This is a genomic window from Pedobacter sp. (assembly GCF_045628745.1).
In the GTDB taxonomy this organism is placed as follows: Bacteria; Bacteroidota; Bacteroidia; order Sphingobacteriales; family Sphingobacteriaceae; genus Pedobacter.
On record NZ_JAZQPU010000154.1, the window covers coordinates 1 to 15,584 of the forward strand.

The following is a 15,584-nucleotide window of genomic DNA, read 5'->3' on the forward strand; positions in this document are numbered from 1 at the left end:
TTTTTTATAAAAATATGTTCCTGGCAGCTATGAAAAATAGCTTTTACCCGGTAAGAGCAGGTCTTTTTGCTGTTCATTGCAAACGGCAAAACTGAACCCTTTTTGTATGGAATAGGCGCCATACTCACCTTTTTTATTCAGGGCCAAAAATCCTACCTGGATTTCTTTGGCCTTCTCCGGTTTCTTTTTAATGATCCGCATTACGGCTTCTTTACAGGCCTCTTCTGGCGAATAACCTTGGCGCATTAATTCGACTACTAAAAAGCTACCCACATTCCTGATCACTTCTTCGCCAACACCTGTTGCCGTTGCTCCCCCTATTTCATTGTCTACATACAAACCAGCACCAATAATCGGACTGTCGCCAACGCGACCATGCATTTTATAAGCCATGCCACTGGTGGTACAAGCGCCAGCTATATTGCCCTGTGCATCGATGGCCAAAATCCCGATGGTGTCATGGTTATATTCGTTACCCGGCATCTGCTCCACGTTAATGACGGGTTTATAGTGACCTGTTTTAAGCCACTCTTTCCAGGCCTTCTCACTTTCTTTGGTCAACAAATCCTCCCTTTTAAAGCCATATTCCAGGGCAAACTGCAACGCACCGTCTCCCACTAATAAAACGTGCGGCGTTTTATCCATCACCATTCTAGCCACTGCTATAGGATGCTTAATCTGCTCTAAACCAGCAACAGAACCACAGTTACCTAAATGATCCATAATGCAGGCATCTAATGTTACCCGGCCATCTCTATCAGGTAAACCACCATAACCAACAGAATGATTTTCTGGATCTGCCTCTGGAACTTTCACTCCAGTTTCAACCGCATTTATAGCTAATCCACCAGTAGAAAGTACCTGCCATGCTGCTTGATTTGCGGCAACACCAAAATTCCATGTAGAAATAACTAAAGGCTTAACCGCAGCAGCAGATTGACAAGGAATTATGGCTGCAGCTTTGTTTTTATCTAAAGCAAGTAAGGTTGCCGAAAGTGCGGACACTTTAAGGAAAAATCTTCTGTTGAGTTGCGGCATCATAGGTAGAGCATGTAAATTGCAGATTGGCTAAAGTATTAATTATATAGTCCGAATTCTATGTCCCGGCATATTCTTTACAATTTAAACAGAAAGAAGCTATTAGCATAATAACACAGCAGAAATTTTATGCTTACAATTCAAAAAACAGCATATTTTGTTTTAATAGTAGTTTGTTATTGCAATGGCCAAGCATTGCCACAATTGGAACCAGCAGCTTGTCAGGTTAGGGTGAGTCCACGGTGAGTCCACATTGAGTCCACGGTGAGTCCACGTTCTACCAAACAATGGGTGGACTGATGGTGGACTCACCGTGGATTGGAAGCGCTGTCATAGTAAGGTATCTACAAGGCAACATACATTTTAGCCTTTCGATACAAACACTTTATACTTTCAACAGTAAATAGAGGAAAGCAGCAAGTGAAGCACCTATAATTGGGCCTGCCACGGGGATCCATGCATAACCCCAGTTTCCACTTCCTTTTTCTGGAATAGGCAGCAGGGCATGCATGATCCTCGGTGCAAGATCCCGTGCAGGGTTAATGGCGTAACCTGTGGTTCCTCCTAAAGATAAACCAATGGCCCATACTAAAAAAGCAACAGGAATAGCACCCAGGGAACCCAAGCCTACAGGTATTTTCTCCAATCCCATTTCGGCGTTGGTAAAGTGAAAGATCACAAAGATCAATACAAAGGTGCCAATGATTTCACTAAACAAATTGGAGATGGTATTTCTGATGGCAGGACTTGTGCAAAAAACGGCTGCTTTTAAGGCAGGGTCATTTGTTTTCAGAAAATGATCTTTATAGATGAGCCATACTAAAATGGCACCTAACATAGCGCCAATAAACTGAGCTATAATATAAACCGGTGCCTGTGCCCAATCAAACTTCCCTGTTAAAGCTAATGCGATGGTGACTGCAGGGTTAAGGTGAGCACCACTATAGGGACTGGCAACCACAACACCTGTAAAAACGCCGAGTGCCCAACCGGTGGTAATGACCATCCAGCCGCTGTTATTTCCTTTAGTACCTGATAACACCACATTTGCCACCACACCATTGCCCATCAAAATCACCATTAGGGTACCCATCATCTCTGCAATAAAAGCATTCATAAGTATTTGGTTAAAACATGTGTTTTATGCGTCTGCAATGGTTAAATGTCATCGTTATTGGTCCAGAACCTTAATGCAGCGATGGCCCTGTTCCACCCTTTGATATAATTGCTCATTTCTGGCTTGAGTTGTGGCTCAAATTGACGATTGATTTTCCATTGCTGTTGAATGTCATCTACATCTTTCCAAAAGCCAATGGCAAGACCAGCAAGGTAGGCAGCACCAATAGCAGTCACTTCTGTTACCACCGGCTTTACCACCCGAACCTGAAGCAGATCTGCTTGAAATTGCATCAGCAGGTCATTAGCTGTGGCACCGCCATCAACCCGTAATTCGTTTATGGTAATGCCGGCATCAGCTTCCATAGCCTTCAGCACATCCATGGTTTGGTAAGCAATACTTTCAAGCGCAGCGCGACAAATATGGGCATCTTTTGTACCCCGGGAAAGGCCAAATATGGTGCCCCGGGCATATTGGTTCCAATGTGGTGCCCCTAAACCTGCAAAAGCAGGCACAAGATAAACACCCCCATTATCGGCAACGCTAGTGGCCAGCTTTTCCACCTCCTGTGCTGAAGAGATGATTTTCAGCTCATCCCGCAGCCATTGTACCACCGCACCAGCGATGAAGATGCTTCCCTCCAAGGCATATATAACCTTTCCATTGAGTTGCCAGGCTATGGTGGTTACCAGGTTGTTCTTTGATAAAAAAGGCGTTTCACCAATATTCATCAACATAAAACAGCCAGTGCCATAGGTATTTTTAACCATTCCCTTTTGGATGCACATTTGTCCGAATAAGGCGGCCTGCTGGTCGCCAGCAATACCTGCAATAGGAATTATTTCAGCAAATAAACTGCTTGACGTTTCTCCATAGACCTCACTGCAGGATTTCACCTCTGGCAGCATCACTGCAGGGATGTCGAAAAGATCCAGCAGCTCTTTGTCCCATTGAAGGCTGTGAATATTATAGAGCATGGTTCTTGAAGCATTTGTTACATCAGTTACGTGCACCTTCCCACCGGTTAAATTCCAGATTAACCAGGTATCAATGGTGCCAAAAAGCAATTTGCCCGTCAGTGCTTTTCCCCTTGCCCCTTCTACGTGATCTAAAATCCACTTAATTTTTGTCGCAGAAAAATAAGCATCTATCATCAAGCCTGTTTTTTGTTGAATAAAATCGGCCTCACCCCTTTCTTTCAAGGCATCACAATCAGCAGCTGTTCTACGGTCTTGCCACACAATAGCGTGATAAATGGGCACACCTGTATCCTTATCCCACACCACGGTAGTTTCCCGTTGATTGGTGATGCCTATGGCAGCAATATTTGCAGTTTTAAGGTTAGCCTTTAAAATGGCTTCGGCAGCTACGGAGACCTGTGTTGACCAAATTTCCCTGGCATCATGCTCTACCCATCCAGATTGCGGGTAGTGCTGTGTAAACTCCCGCTGTGCCATAGCAACGATATCTCCCTTTTTATCGAAAATAATAGCACGGGAACTGGTAGTGCCCTGGTCAAAAGACAAAATATATTTCTCCATTTAAAAGTGCTTAACGTAAGATTAGAACCCTTATAAAAATAAAGGAAATATTTCAAATGATCATGACAATTAAGGTACAATAAAACCTACATATTGCACAAATAAGAAAAGCAGTTTCCTGTATTTTTAAATGTCTTGGTTACCTAATAAATTAAATTATGCCTTTTCATTCGAGGAAGGGAAATTCCATCAGCCCTGCGAAACTTTAGCAAAGGGTATGAATAGCCTATTTTCAAAAGAAGGAAACTTTAAAAAAAGCAGAATGTTATACTACCAATATTCATTTAAAACTTAAAGGCTATGGTGAATTCAAATCAATATGCACTGATTACAGGTGCTTCAAGCGGTATAGGTTACGAATTAGCAAAGCTGTTTGCAGCAGACAATTATAACCTCGTTCTCCTTGCCAGAGACGCTGAAGAATTGGAACAGAAGGCTAAGGAGTTTAGAGCGATGGATGTGGACGTAAAAGTCCTCTCCAAGGACTTGTTTAACAGGGAGGATACTTTGTCGGTATTCCAGGAAATTAAAGACATGGGTATCACTATTGATGTATTGGTAAATGATGCCGGACAAGGCCTGTATGGCCAATTTAAGGATACCGAGCTAGACCGGGAACTGGATATCATAGAATTGAATATTTCTGCCGTTGTGATTTTAACGAAGGCCTTCCTGAAAGATATGTTGACTCGCAATGAAGGGAAAATTCTTAACCTTGCCTCTATAGCCAGCAAAGCACCCGGACCATGGCAATCGGTATACCACGGAACAAAGGCATTTATACTTTCTTTTACAGAGGCCATCAGGGAAGAGTTGAAAGACACCAACATTACCGTAACGGCATTGCTGCCAGGAGCAACGGCTACTGACTTCTTTAACAAGGCTGAAATGAATGAAAGCAAAATTGTTCAGGACCAGAAGTTAGCTGATCCAGCTAAGGTAGCTAAAGATGGCTTTGATGCCCTATTTGCAGACAAGGATAAAGTGATCTCCGGCATGAAAAACAAAATTATGGTAGGCATGACCAATATGGTGTCGGATAGTGCCGCAGCGCACGCCATGAGTGAACAACAAAAACCTAAGGAAGAAGATGGGCATTAAGCCTATCTTCTTCCTTCATAAATTTAAAGCATTGCTACAATTGCTGGTATTGAAGGCTAAAGTAATAATAACCTGTTAATTATGCCGGGCAAATTGCTCCTGATACATTTTTAGGTTATTTTTCAAAATTCCTCTTGCGGCATGTATCCTTGTCTTCACTGTGCCAATAGGAATGTGGAGATCCTGGGCAATTTCGTGGTATTTATACCCTTCAAAATACCTGATAAAAGGGATATAATATTCAGGCTGTAATTTATTAAGTGCCTTATGTATGTCATCCATCATACATTTATTTTCCCCTTTATTATTAGAGGCACTGTAACGCAACTGGTCGGACGAAATTTCTTCCGCTACACTAACAAGTGTATTGATTTTGGTTTTCCTTCGGTAACTGTTAATGAAAGTGTTTTTTAAAATGGTATATAACCATCCCTTTAGATTGGTACCCTCTTTAAATTTAGTGGCATAATGAATGGCCTTTAATAAGGTATCTTGTACCAGATCATCGGCATCGTCGGCATCTTTGGTGAAAGAAAATGCAAAAGATCTCAGAGAGTCCCTGTACAGGTACAGCTCCTGATTAAAATCGGTCAGTTTTGTTTCCATAGCTTCGCATAATTTAGGTATGTAAAAATGAACAATTCTCATACCAATAATTGGATTTTACAGAACTTGTAACGGCTTTGGCCTCTACTAAAATAAAATACAAAGCGCTTGTTATCAGACAGTAAAGGTATACTACATTTATGAAAAGTTATCAACTTCGCGGTAAGCCTGCACCAGCCTTTCTTCGCCAGCAGCACCGGTCAAAGAGAGCCCATGTTCCATACCCATCACTCCACTGTACTGTTTTTTATGTAAGTGTTTAAAGAGGTTTTTATAATTTATTTCGCCAGTGGTAGGTTCTTTTCTACCTGGGTTGTCGCCAATTTGGATATAAGCAATTTCATCCCAGCACCGGTCTATGTTAGCGATTAAATTGCCTTCGGTTCTTTGCATATGATAAATATCATAAAGGATTTTGCAGGAAGGACTATCTACCGCCTTACATACACTATAGGTTTCATGTGTTTGCTGCAAAAATAACTCGGGCGTGTCACTCAGGGTTTCCAGCACCATAACCAGTTGATGAGGCTCAAATATTTCCGCTCCAGCACGCATGGCATCTACCACATTAGCCATTTGAACTCCGTAAGGAAGTTTACGCTCGTAAAACCCAGGCACAACGGTTAGCCATTTTGCATTGCAACGCTTTGCCGCTTCCACGCTACGCTTGCAAGTGGCCACAAAGTTAGCTTTAAACTCTTTTTTCCCTGTCGTCAGTGAAGTTTTCCAATTGTCGCCACCATCAACTACAAAAACGCCCATCCGCATCCCTAATTTCTCCAGCAGTTTCCCAATTTTAGTCTGCATCTCTACAGGTCTGGCTAAATAACCATTGTCTTCAATAGACCTGAAACCCTGGTCGTACATATATTGGATTTGATCAAGGAAGTTTTTACCTGCTTTAGTGACAAACATGCCTTCGTGAGGTGCATAATCAAGGTTAAAAGTCTTTCCCTGTTTAGCGAAAGCCTTGCTGTTGCCGGGTGAAGCAACAGTATTTAAAGTAGATGCAGCAACCAGTGATCCAGTTGCCAGCATCGTGTTTTTTAAAAATTCAATACGGTTCATCATCGTTGAAATTTGTGGAGGAAGGAAGATCTAGAACAACAACTAAAATACTTTAGTTCTTCCTGGCATAGGCACAGGGTATAATCCATTTGCATCTGGCAGCACTTTAGGATTAGTGTTCCAACTCAATTGCTCAGGCATTAAACTGTTTTCAGCTTTCAAAGCCTCATCCCACTGAATGATTTGTCCGGAATAGGTAGCATAGCGGCCTATAATAGCGGTGAAGCAACTTTTGGCAGCACGCTCTGCATCGGCAAATTTGTATTCTCTTTTGGCAATGGCAGCAAATAACTCATCGTGCTCTGTTTGGTAAGGATTAGCATTACCTTTGGTAGGGTGGTTAAAAATTTCATTGCCTTTATGGTCCCAAAGGATTGCCGTATTATTGGCCGACAAATAAGTGCGTCCTTTAGTACCCTGAAAAGTCTCGTCAACTCTGTTTTGGGTACCTTCGTAATGCCTGCACTGGCTATAAATAACAGCGCCATCGGCATAAGTTAATTCTACAGCGTGGTTGTCATAAATCTCGCCGTAATCTTTACCTGTTCTCCAGGCACGGCTTCCCGTTCCCTGCACTGATACCGGGTAAGAACCTTTTACCCAATTTGCCACATCAATATTATGAACATGTTGTTCCACAATATGATCACCACAGAGCCAGTTGAAATAATACCAGTTACGCATTTGGTATTCCATTTCCGTTTGGTTTGGCTGACGCTTGTTTACCCAAACCCCACCACTATTCCAATACACCTGACCGCCAACGATGTCGCCAATTGCACCATCCTGGATACGCTTTAGGCCCTCTATATAATTAGTTTGGTAACGGCGTTGCAGACCTACTATTACATTTAATTTCTTTTGTTTAGCTATTGCTGCTGTGGCCAGCACTTTACGGATGCCCGGTGCATCAACGGCAACCGGTTTTTCCATAAACACATGTTTACCCTGTTTAACGGCTTCCTCGAAATGCATAGGTCTAAAACCCGGTGGTGTGACCAGCAGCACTACATCTGCTAAAGCAATGGCTTTTTGGTAAGCATCAAAACCTACAAAACGACGCTCTTGAGGTACATCTACCTTATCTTTGAACTTTGCAGCAAGCACTTTGTAACTTTGGTCCATTCTATCCTGAAAAGCATCAGCCATGGCCACCAGTTTGATATTTTGTTTAGTGCTTAGCGCTTGAAAAGCAGCGCCGGTTCCGCGGTCACCACAGCCAATTAAAGCAATTTTAATAGTGTCATCAACTGAGGTATGACCACCTGCAAAGGCAAATTGATTCAACAAGACGCCTCCGGCAAGAAGTGCAGAAGATTTTAGAAATTCCCTGCGCTTATCACGCAATTCTTTGTTTTCCATTGTTTTTTGGTTTATAGGTTTGAGGTGGTTGGTTGTTTAAAAATCGCTGATGGCAGGTTGATTATAGTAAGTATCAATTTCAGCTGGTGATGGCGGGCTTACAGGTCTTACCAGGCGTATGCCTATAAATGGTGCTTCGGGAAACCACCAATTGCTTTTAGGAATCTGGGGATCTAATTGTTTCCATACAGGATCTGAAGGCAACCTTGCTGCAGAACGCAGGTTGGCAGCTTCACTTTCATAAGATCCTCCACGGATTACATGTGCGTATAACTGGTCAGGTACCGCTACAGGATCCTGCAATTGCTTGCCCTTAACTGTTGCATAAAAATCAGGAAGGTATTGATCATAGGTCCATTCGCCAACATTGCCGTAAAGATCAAACAGTCCCCATGGGTTTGGCTTTTTAAGGCCTACAGCATGTGTTTTTCCGCCACTGTTAGCGGCATACCAGGCAAAGTCGCCTAGCTGAGTGGCATCATCGCCAAAAGAATAGGTGGTGGTTGTACCTGCACGACAAGCATATTCCCACTCGGCTTCAGTAGGCAGGCGATAAAAGATCCCTGTTCTGGCATATAGCCACTTACAGTATTGTATGGCGTTAAAATGTGTCATGGCCAGGGCGGGATGGTTTTCCTTGCCCATGCCAAAGGTCATGTCGAGGTAAGGTTTGGTTGGTCTGGTTACTGCATCTACGTTTGCAGGAACAGGCGATGTACTGTTGGCCGTTTCATAGTCCTTATACAGAAAAGGTTCATACAGATCCCAGGTTAACTCGTAAGTACTCATCCAGAATGGTGAGATTTTGACTTGATGAAGAGGCTGCTCATCTGGTTTGCCTTTTGTACTGCCCATAAGGAACTCACCACCAGGAATAGGCTGCATGGAAAAACTCAATGTGGTGCCTTCAATTTTTTGTACATAAGGCTTTTCTTTCTCCTGGGCAGGAGATAGAAAAGTACTTAAAAATAAGGGTACAGTTAAAATTATTTTTAGGGAACTAAATTTAGACGGCATAAATGAGTATTGTTTAATTCAAATTTATGAATTTAACAATACCATACAAGTTTAAACTTCCATCAGTTCGATAGCATTTGTGTTACCTTGCTGAATAGCCAAATCGATAGCGGTTAAACCACGGTTTTCTTTGATATAAATATCAGCACCGTGACGAAGTACAATGCTCACCAGTTCATCCCGACCAAATAATACGGCGAACATTAAGGCTGTTCCGCCATTACTATGCTGAAGGTTAAGGTCTGCTCCATTGGCAATTAAAAGCTCTGCAATTTCGGGATAGCCTTTAAAACATACCCCCATTAAAGCCGTATTTCCACCGGCATCCTGACTGTTTACATTTGCATTAGCTGCCAGGAGCAGTTTAGCCGCTGCCAATTGTTCGTTATAACAAGCAATGATCAGCGGCGTATAACCTCTTGCATCCTGACAATCCACTTCTGCACCCTGCGCCAGCAATAGCTGCAAAAGCTCCAGGTCGCCATTTCTGGCAGCAGCAATGAGTTGATCATTTATATTTTCGATTGACATACTTAATAAGGTTTACTCTCTTTACTTTCCTCTTCAGCCTGAACAACCGCATCATGAGAACCTGTGGTACCCAATGGGCCTTTATCCATTTCAGTAACGGTGGTTTTAGCTAAACCTTCAGCTACACGGCGACCATAGTCGGCATCACATTGGGTAAAGAGATCAATCATCCTGTCCTGGATATCTTTATTTGCTGTAGCCAGTGTATTCACCAGGTTTAAAATCAGCTCATCACGTTCCCAGTCTTCAAAGTTCCTGTAAGTCTCCCCTGCCTGTCCGAAATTGTTTTGTTTTTCAATTTTCTGACGAACCAAAGCAGCATGGTACATTGGTGTATGGTCTTTTCCCGTACGTTCTGCCTCTCTTGGACCACCTAAAGAGCTGGGTTCATAATTGACATGTGGGTTAAGCATTTCACCTCCCTGGTTATAGGCCATAGTACCATCACGTTGATTGGTGAGTACCTTAGCCTTTGGCGCGTTAATAGGGAGTTGAAGATAATTAGTACCCACCCGGTAACGTTGTGTATCAGAATAAGAAAATGTTCTTCCTTGCAGCATTTTATCGTCTGAGAAATCTAATCCATCTACGAGTACACCTGTGCCGAAGGCAGCCTGTTCAACTTCAGCAAAGTAATTTTCAGGATTTCTGTTAAGCGTCATTTTACCTACTGGAAGCCAAGGAAACTGTTCTTTGGGCCATATTTTAGTATCATCGAGCGGGTCAAAGTCCAATTCTGGATGCTCACCATCTGCCAAAATCTGCACACAGAGTTCCCATTGCGGATAATTGCCACGCTCAATAGCTTCAAATAAATCTTGTGTAGCATGGTTAAAGCTCTTTCCCTGGATTTCTTCTGCCATTGCAGAAGTAAGGTTTTTTATGCCCTGTAATGGTTCCCAATGGTATTTAACCAATACAGCCTCCCCTTCTTTATTTACCCATTTATAGGTATTTACGCCAGAGCCCTGCATTTGCCTGTAGTTGGCAGGAATGCCCCATGGCGAAAATAAGAAAGTGATCATGTGTAAGGCTTCAGGCGTCTGGCTGATAAAATCAAATTGCCTTTGTCCATCCTGACGGTTAGTTACAGGATCGGGTTTGAAGGAGTGAATGAAATCGGGAAATTTAAGTGCATCCCTGATGAAAAATATCTTTAAATTATTGCCTACTAAATCCCAATTACCATCTTCAGTGTACATTTTAACGGCAAAGCCCCGAGGGTCCCGCAGTGTTTCTGGAGAATGGCCACCATGAATAACAGTAGAAAAACGCACAAATAATTCTGTTTGTTTACCTTTTTCCTGTAGAAATTTTGCCCGTGTATATTTAGCAATGGGTTCATCACCAACAGTACCGTAGGCTTCAAATATACCATGGGCACCAGCACCACGGGCGTGAACCACGCGTTCTGGAATCCGCTCCCGGTCAAAGTGCGATATTTTTTCCAGGAACTGGTAGTTTTCAAGAGTGGCTGGGCCCCTGCTTCCTATGGTTCTTAAGTTCTGATTGTCGTAGATGGGATGCCCATTCCTGGTCGTTAATTCATCTTTTTGGCTCATAATAAAAAATTTAACGTTTCATTGATAGGTTTATTTCTAAAAACTGTTAAAGTGATGATTTACCAAAATAAACTGTATTTGGCACACCAACAGCAGATAAAGAGTTCATTATCATAAATATAACTAACAATATGGAGGAATAGAAATTTTAATTTAAGAAAATCAACCAAGCTATTTGACGATTATCCAGTAATTGAAGATTTTTCTAAAGTAGCACTGGTATGAAAAAGAGGTGGAACACTAAAATCTAAACGAAAAACATTTTCATGTTTGGATGGTTAAAGCTTTGCATTCAATTCAGAAGCTATGAAAACGCTAATTGTGTTAACGGATTTTTCAAAATCAGCCGTCAATGCCGCGCATTATGCTGCAGCACTTACACAACAGGTTCTTGTATCGAGAATTATCCTCTTTAATGCTTATGAGTACAAGCCAGTAGCGACAGATATCCCTATGTCATATAGCATTGGGATGGAAGCTTTACGTGAAGAGAGCCACCGAAGGTTAGAGCAGCTTAAAATGGAGCTTTTGCCCTTAGTAAGTCAGCATACGAGTATAGATACGCTAGCTAGGGAAGAAACGCTTCTATATGCTATTGCTGCGCTGGACAATGAATTTCATGCGGAGCTTATTGTAATGGGTATAACCGGCATGAGTGGTTTTGAAAGGGTGGTTATTGGGAGTAATACGATCACTGTTGCGCGAGAAATTTCATCGCCTCTGTTGCTGGTACCAAATTCGGTAACCTACCAAAGGATTAATAAAGTAGTTTTTGCCACAGATCTTAACCAAGGGGCAAGAAAAACGGCTTTAGAGCTGAAAAGTATCATCAATATCATGGGTGCAAAATTGCTGATTCTCAACGTCGAAAAAAGAGGCACAGCTCACTTCCAAACAGATTTAATTGCTGAACAGGCGATGCTACATGAGGTTTGGGACTGTGAAGACCCTGAATATTATTTTAATAATAATGAAGATATTGCTGCTGGCATTATTGATTTCATCAAAACCCATGATGTACAAATGCTGATTGCTATTCCGCGAAAGCATGGCTTTATTGAAGGGATATTTCACCGTAGCATCACCAAAAAACTCACTTATCATAGTCCAATTCCCTTGTTATTACTGCAGCAGAAAGATTAACATCAACTTCTTATGAAAATTATATTAACCCCCATCATGGCCATTGCTGCAATATATTTGCTGCTGCCAGAAAATAATGTGCTTACCAATACAAAATGGAAGGGCACACTGTATATTCCTGACTCTACAGAAGTCTCCATGGAATTTAAAGTAGATACCTTATTTGCGTACTCTCCTGCCGAATTATTGGAAACCAATTCCTTTAAAGTAAAAGGCGATACGTTGATCATGCAAAAAATAAGTGGCATGAGTGATTGTGACACCAGTGAGGCGAAGTACCATTATACCATTGTTGACAACGTATTGAAGATTAATACGCTGGCCGATAACTGCCAATCAAGAGCTGCTGCCTTCTCAGGTCAAGGGTACCATAAAATCCAATGATCTAAGAAGGTTTAAAAAAAAACCCGCATCATAGGAATGCGGGTTAAGAATATCAGAAATAACCGTGATTAATGTTATTTAATTTCAATTTCGCGGGAAATTTGCTTTGCTTCTTCTTTTTTAGCAACAGCAATTGTTAAAATGCCATCGGTATATTTTGCTTCAATACCTGCATCATCCGCAGTATCTGGCAAAGCAAAAGAACGCACGAATGAACTGTAACTAAATTCGCGTTTATTGTATTGTTTGTTAGTTTGTTCTTGTTGTTTTTGTTGCTCAACAGAAACGGTCAACAGATTTTTATCTAATTTTACTTTGAAATCATCCTTTTTCAATCCAGGAGCAGCCATTTCTATCATATAGTGGTCATCGGTTTCTGAAACGTTTACAGCAGGAACCTTGGTCATCATTCTATCAGATAAAAAGCTATCATTGAACATTGATTCAAAGATATCGTTAAATCCTGTTGTTAAAACCCGTTCTCTAGGTCCGTTTTCAAATTTAATAAGTGACATAGTTAAATCCTCCTTTTTATTAAAAATTTAAATAATCATTTTTATTTAGGCATTTCAAGATATATGCCAAACTTATATAGCTTTTAATCAATACCTAAATCAAGATTAGAGGCTGAAATTTTTTCATTAATAGGACAAAATTGTCAGTTGAAACTTACCAAATGTCAGATTAAACCATACTAGCCCTTTTTCTCCTGTTGATCTTCACTTTTCTCTGGTTGTTCATCATCACTTTTAATAATTAAAGTCCCTGAAGTAGGCACTGGATTATTAGCCCCCGTTCCATTGGTTACCGGTAAAGATTCATCCTCTTGCTGACCGACTATTTTATCAAACTGACTGGATGGGTTAACATCATCCTGATTTTTAAGCTTACCTGTATCTTGATTTTCCATAGTTTTAACTTTAGAATTAAAACACTGTGAATTAAATGTAGTTCTAGAAAATATGAAAAACTTGCTTGATGATCTTTAAAAGAACAGATACACAAGCAATTAAGTTTTTAAGAAGAATGGATAATTTTAGCCTAAGCATACCGAAAGTCAAGCTAGCTGCTGTTTTTGGATACGATTTCAAGATAGTTTTAAAATCAAAATTAAATAACTATGGATCTTCTTAAAGACGTTACCATAAAACTAAACCTCCCCATGATTGTTGTATTATCCTAATCTTATATTGAACAAAAGCTCAAAACACAATTTTTAGGGAGTGAAAATGATCTTAACTATTAAATAAACCCTTATCAAAATAAACATGAAAAATTATCTATTAATTGCCTTACTAGCCACAACATCATTGATGACTTCCTGCTCTGGTGACAAAGAAATAGCTGTTGCAGAGGCTAAACTTGCAACTACAGCAGATTCAAAAGACATGGGCATCGCCAAATTCTATCAATTAGCAGATGGGAAGATGAAAATGGACCTTGAAATCAACTATCCTGCAAGAGCAGATAGTACGGTTGCAGTTCACTTTCATGAACATGGGGATTGTGGTAATATGGGAGAAAATGCACATGGTCACTGGAATCCAACGAAAGAAAACCATGGCAAATGGGATGCTGCTGTACATCACTCCGGTGACATAGGAAATATTCAACTGGATGATAAAGGACATGGAACTGTTTCTATTACTACAGACCGATGGAGTACGATTGATGACGATGCAAAAACAATTATTGGACGTGGCATCATTGTACATGGAGGTACTGATGATTATAAAACACAACCTACTGGAAATTCTGGCCCTAGAGTAGGTTGCGGTGTAATCGAAAAAATATAATCTTCATATACGAAATAGAAAAGATGCTTTTTATGGGCATCTTTTCTATTATAAACTTACTGCTGTCTAGGCACGCTACCACCTGAGTTATTGGTTGAACCTCCTGTACCCCCAGTGCCACCCCCAGCTGCACCACCTGAGGTACCTGAGCCGGTAGTGCCACCAGTGCCACCAGTGCCACTTCCAGCTGCCCCACCTGAGGTACCTGAGCCGGTAGTACCACCTGTGCCACCAGTACCACCAGTGCCAGTGCCACTTCCAGCTGCCCCACCTGAGGTACCTGAGCCGGTAGTGCCACCAGTGCCAGTGCCTGTACCGGTACCGCCAGTACCGCCTCCAACTGCACTATCCACCATACCAGCAGAATCAGTAGACATGGTATCTGTCATGGTGGTATCCGTTACCATGCCCTCAGAATCGCTTTTGTTGTCCGAACCACATCCCGCCATTGCAATCCCTGCTAATGCCAAGACTAATAAATAATTTTTTTTCATAGTTACGTGTAAAGTTTATAACACATAAAATTTTAATTATCTTGATAACACACAAAAACAGAATAGGTTGAAGATAAATCATTTTCAAGTGTTTAACGCTCTTTAACAAGTATTTACATCTCTACTTTACGGCTACACCCACTAATATATATTTACTTTTCATTGGAATTAATTTTTGTAGCAGAGCATCAACTTTACCAAGAATATTTCTTTGTTTCTCGGTGCGCCCAAAACAGCCAAAAAAACCCACTGTAGTATAATTTAGAGAATTAAAGGGGGCAAATACTGTTTCAAGTTCATCTAGTTTCAAGTAATTCCAGTTGGGTGTACCATACCCTTTTCTTAATAATTTATGTAGAAAGGTAGATTCAAGATTTTCAGCAAATAATAGCGTGCCCCCGGGTTTTAATGCTTTATATATTTCATTGACCGTATTGGCTTTATTTTCATTTTTAATACTGCTAATACCACCTAAAATAGATTTAAATATAACCAGATCAAAATGGTTTTCATAAGGAATGTTGGTTGCATCTACTGCACCATATGTAATTCTTGAAGAGCATTGATGCTTAGAATGCATATGATAAGCATCTGTCTCTGGCCCGTTAAGGTCTGTACAATACACCTTGTTTTTATTCAGTGCTAACCATAAAGACATCCCACCTTTACTCGAGCCTAGTTCTAAACATTCATATTCCTTGTTAGAAATTGAAGTGTTTTGCTCCCAATAATCAATAGCTTTTGACCAGTTCATTACATCCCAGCCAACAATGTCATTAATCAATTCTTTTTCCATAATTCGAGTGTTAATTTAATTTCCAATA

At 40.9% G+C, this 15,584-nt stretch carries 16 protein-coding genes and 1 pseudogene; 4 read left to right on the forward strand and 13 right to left on the reverse strand.

What is annotated here, in order from left to right:
- Positions 1–27: 27 nt before the first annotated feature.
- From ACR2F7_RS06255 to glpK, 3 genes are all read right to left on the reverse strand, one after another.
- On the reverse strand, positions 28–1,041 hold the full coding sequence (locus tag ACR2F7_RS06255) for a N(4)-(beta-N-acetylglucosaminyl)-L-asparaginase (protein WP_432712725.1): 1,014 nt from the start codon (positions 1,039–1,041) through the stop codon (positions 28–30).
- Positions 1,042–1,423: 382 nt separating this feature from the next.
- Positions 1,424–2,155: an MIP/aquaporin family protein gene (locus ACR2F7_RS06260; RefSeq protein WP_432712726.1), complete on the reverse strand. Its 732-nt coding sequence runs from the start codon at positions 2,153–2,155 to the stop codon at positions 1,424–1,426.
- Between the two features lie 41 nt (positions 2,156–2,196).
- Complete coding sequence (gene glpK / locus ACR2F7_RS06265; RefSeq protein WP_432712727.1) at positions 2,197–3,696, reverse strand: glycerol kinase GlpK; 1,500 nt, start codon at positions 3,694–3,696, stop codon at positions 2,197–2,199.
- 300 nt (positions 3,697–3,996) lie between these two features.
- Between glpK and ACR2F7_RS06270 the strand changes: the two genes are divergently transcribed.
- Positions 3,997–4,797 (forward strand): SDR family NAD(P)-dependent oxidoreductase, encoded by an 801-nt coding sequence (locus ACR2F7_RS06270; protein WP_432712728.1) that lies wholly within the window; start codon positions 3,997–3,999, stop codon positions 4,795–4,797.
- Between the two features lie 75 nt (positions 4,798–4,872).
- On the opposite strand, the gene ACR2F7_RS06275 is transcribed toward ACR2F7_RS06270, so the two are convergent.
- From ACR2F7_RS06275 to ACR2F7_RS06300, 6 genes and pseudogenes are all read right to left on the reverse strand, one after another.
- Positions 4,873–5,403 (reverse strand): RNA polymerase sigma factor, encoded by a 531-nt coding sequence (locus ACR2F7_RS06275; RefSeq protein ID WP_432712729.1) that lies wholly within the window; start codon positions 5,401–5,403, stop codon positions 4,873–4,875.
- A 138-nt stretch (positions 5,404–5,541) separates the two neighbouring features.
- Positions 5,542–6,471: a hydroxypyruvate isomerase family protein gene (locus ACR2F7_RS06280; protein ID WP_432712740.1), complete on the reverse strand. Its 930-nt coding sequence runs from the start codon at positions 6,469–6,471 to the stop codon at positions 5,542–5,544.
- Positions 6,472–6,513: 42 nt separating this feature from the next.
- Positions 6,514–7,833 (reverse strand): Gfo/Idh/MocA family protein, encoded by a 1,320-nt coding sequence (locus ACR2F7_RS06285; protein ID WP_432712730.1) that lies wholly within the window; start codon positions 7,831–7,833, stop codon positions 6,514–6,516.
- Between the two features lie 36 nt (positions 7,834–7,869).
- A complete protein-coding gene (locus ACR2F7_RS06290) occupies positions 7,870–8,850 on the reverse strand; it encodes a formylglycine-generating enzyme family protein (protein WP_432712731.1) in 981 nt (326 codons plus the stop codon).
- 51 nt (positions 8,851–8,901) lie between these two features.
- On the reverse strand, positions 8,902–9,381 hold the full coding sequence (locus ACR2F7_RS06295; RefSeq protein WP_432712732.1) for an ankyrin repeat domain-containing protein: 480 nt from the start codon (positions 9,379–9,381) through the stop codon (positions 8,902–8,904).
- Positions 9,382–9,383: 2 nt separating this feature from the next.
- Positions 9,384–10,937: pseudogene (locus tag ACR2F7_RS06300) on the reverse strand (catalase); the annotation flags it as partial.
- Between the two features lie 312 nt (positions 10,938–11,249).
- Here ACR2F7_RS06300 and ACR2F7_RS06305 point away from each other — a divergent pair.
- Together ACR2F7_RS06305 and ACR2F7_RS06310 are read left to right on the forward strand one after the other, a co-directional pair.
- Positions 11,250–12,086 (forward strand): universal stress protein, encoded by an 837-nt coding sequence (locus tag ACR2F7_RS06305; protein WP_432712733.1) that lies wholly within the window; start codon positions 11,250–11,252, stop codon positions 12,084–12,086.
- A gap of 12 nt (positions 12,087–12,098) precedes the next feature.
- Complete coding sequence (locus ACR2F7_RS06310; protein WP_432712734.1) at positions 12,099–12,470, forward strand: hypothetical protein; 372 nt, start codon at positions 12,099–12,101, stop codon at positions 12,468–12,470.
- A 74-nt stretch (positions 12,471–12,544) separates the two neighbouring features.
- On the opposite strand, the gene ACR2F7_RS06315 is transcribed toward ACR2F7_RS06310, so the two are convergent.
- Together ACR2F7_RS06315 and ACR2F7_RS06320 are read right to left on the reverse strand one after the other, a co-directional pair.
- Positions 12,545–12,985 (reverse strand): Hsp20/alpha crystallin family protein, encoded by a 441-nt coding sequence (locus ACR2F7_RS06315; protein ID WP_432712735.1) that lies wholly within the window; start codon positions 12,983–12,985, stop codon positions 12,545–12,547.
- Positions 12,986–13,164: 179 nt separating this feature from the next.
- A complete protein-coding gene (locus ACR2F7_RS06320) occupies positions 13,165–13,380 on the reverse strand; it encodes a hypothetical protein (RefSeq protein WP_432712736.1) in 216 nt (71 codons plus the stop codon).
- Positions 13,381–13,738: 358 nt separating this feature from the next.
- Between ACR2F7_RS06320 and ACR2F7_RS06325 the strand changes: the two genes are divergently transcribed.
- Positions 13,739–14,266 carry a superoxide dismutase family protein gene (locus tag ACR2F7_RS06325; protein WP_432712737.1) on the forward strand — a complete coding sequence of 176 codons (528 nt, stop codon included), beginning with the start codon at positions 13,739–13,741 and terminating at the stop codon, positions 14,264–14,266.
- A 56-nt stretch (positions 14,267–14,322) separates the two neighbouring features.
- On the opposite strand, the gene ACR2F7_RS06330 is transcribed toward ACR2F7_RS06325, so the two are convergent.
- On the reverse strand, positions 14,323–14,760 hold the full coding sequence (locus ACR2F7_RS06330; RefSeq protein ID WP_432712738.1) for a hypothetical protein: 438 nt from the start codon (positions 14,758–14,760) through the stop codon (positions 14,323–14,325).
- A 121-nt stretch (positions 14,761–14,881) separates the two neighbouring features.
- Positions 14,882–15,556: a class I SAM-dependent methyltransferase gene (locus ACR2F7_RS06335; protein ID WP_432712739.1), complete on the reverse strand. Its 675-nt coding sequence runs from the start codon at positions 15,554–15,556 to the stop codon at positions 14,882–14,884.
- Between the last annotated feature and the right edge of the window lie 28 nt (positions 15,557–15,584).

Bases quoted from the DNA above. Each gene is read 5' to 3' on its own strand.
- ACR2F7_RS06255 (WP_432712725.1), bottom strand. From the start codon at position 1,041: ATGATGCCGCAACTCAACAGAAGATTTTTCCTTAAAGTGTCCGCACTT.
- ACR2F7_RS06260 (WP_432712726.1), bottom strand. From the start codon at position 2,155: ATGAATGCTTTTATTGCAGAGATGATGGGTACCCTAATGGTGATTTTG.
- glpK (WP_432712727.1), bottom strand. From the start codon at position 3,696: ATGGAGAAATATATTTTGTCTTTTGACCAGGGCACTACCAGTTCCCGT.
- ACR2F7_RS06270 (WP_432712728.1), top strand. From the start codon at position 3,997: ATGGTGAATTCAAATCAATATGCACTGATTACAGGTGCTTCAAGCGGT.
- ACR2F7_RS06275 (WP_432712729.1), bottom strand. From the start codon at position 5,403: ATGGAAACAAAACTGACCGATTTTAATCAGGAGCTGTACCTGTACAGG.
- ACR2F7_RS06280 (WP_432712740.1), bottom strand. From the start codon at position 6,471: ATGAACCGTATTGAATTTTTAAAAAACACGATGCTGGCAACTGGATCA.
- ACR2F7_RS06285 (WP_432712730.1), bottom strand. From the start codon at position 7,833: ATGGAAAACAAAGAATTGCGTGATAAGCGCAGGGAATTTCTAAAATCT.
- ACR2F7_RS06290 (WP_432712731.1), bottom strand. From the start codon at position 8,850: ATGCCGTCTAAATTTAGTTCCCTAAAAATAATTTTAACTGTACCCTTA.
- ACR2F7_RS06295 (WP_432712732.1), bottom strand. From the start codon at position 9,381: ATGTCAATCGAAAATATAAATGATCAACTCATTGCTGCTGCCAGAAAT.
- ACR2F7_RS06305 (WP_432712733.1), top strand. From the start codon at position 11,250: ATGAAAACGCTAATTGTGTTAACGGATTTTTCAAAATCAGCCGTCAAT.
- ACR2F7_RS06310 (WP_432712734.1), top strand. From the start codon at position 12,099: ATGAAAATTATATTAACCCCCATCATGGCCATTGCTGCAATATATTTG.
- ACR2F7_RS06315 (WP_432712735.1), bottom strand. From the start codon at position 12,985: ATGTCACTTATTAAATTTGAAAACGGACCTAGAGAACGGGTTTTAACA.
- ACR2F7_RS06320 (WP_432712736.1), bottom strand. From the start codon at position 13,380: ATGGAAAATCAAGATACAGGTAAGCTTAAAAATCAGGATGATGTTAAC.
- ACR2F7_RS06325 (WP_432712737.1), top strand. From the start codon at position 13,739: ATGAAAAATTATCTATTAATTGCCTTACTAGCCACAACATCATTGATG.
- ACR2F7_RS06330 (WP_432712738.1), bottom strand. From the start codon at position 14,760: ATGAAAAAAAATTATTTATTAGTCTTGGCATTAGCAGGGATTGCAATG.
- ACR2F7_RS06335 (WP_432712739.1), bottom strand. From the start codon at position 15,556: ATGGAAAAAGAATTGATTAATGACATTGTTGGCTGGGATGTAATGAAC.